1 protein-coding gene is annotated in these 306 nt (G+C 73.5%); it reads right to left on the bottom strand.

Annotated elements, in window-relative coordinates; translation table 11 throughout:
• A partial coding sequence (locus tag ACH107_RS33735; RefSeq protein WP_412509912.1) for an NAD(P)H-hydrate dehydratase occupies positions 1 to 306 on the bottom strand: 306 nt, incomplete at both ends.

Here is a 306-nt window from a genome sequence, read left to right as displayed (position 1 = left end):
CGGCCTGCGCCCCGTGCGCCGCATTCACCCGGCACCGGCCGGACGCATCGGCGATCACCGTGTCGGGCCCCTTGAACAGCACCGTGCACCCGGCCCGGGCGGCCGCCGCGCGCGTGGCATCGACCTTGGAATAGGCCGGGCCGCTCTCGGCCGGGGCGCGCAGCTTGTCCGCGATGTCTGGAAAAAGCCGGGCGAATTCGCCCGCATGGGGCGTCAGCACGCAGTTCGCGTGCAGCTGCGCGAACAGCGTTTCCGGCGCCGCCTCGTAGGACGTCAGGGCGTCGGCATCCAGCACGCAGCCGCGCC

Source organism: Roseovarius halophilus (ex Wu et al. 2025) (assembly GCF_047086965.1).
Note: the sequence above shows the minus strand (reverse complement) of the source record. Positions and strands in the feature narration are given on the sequence as shown.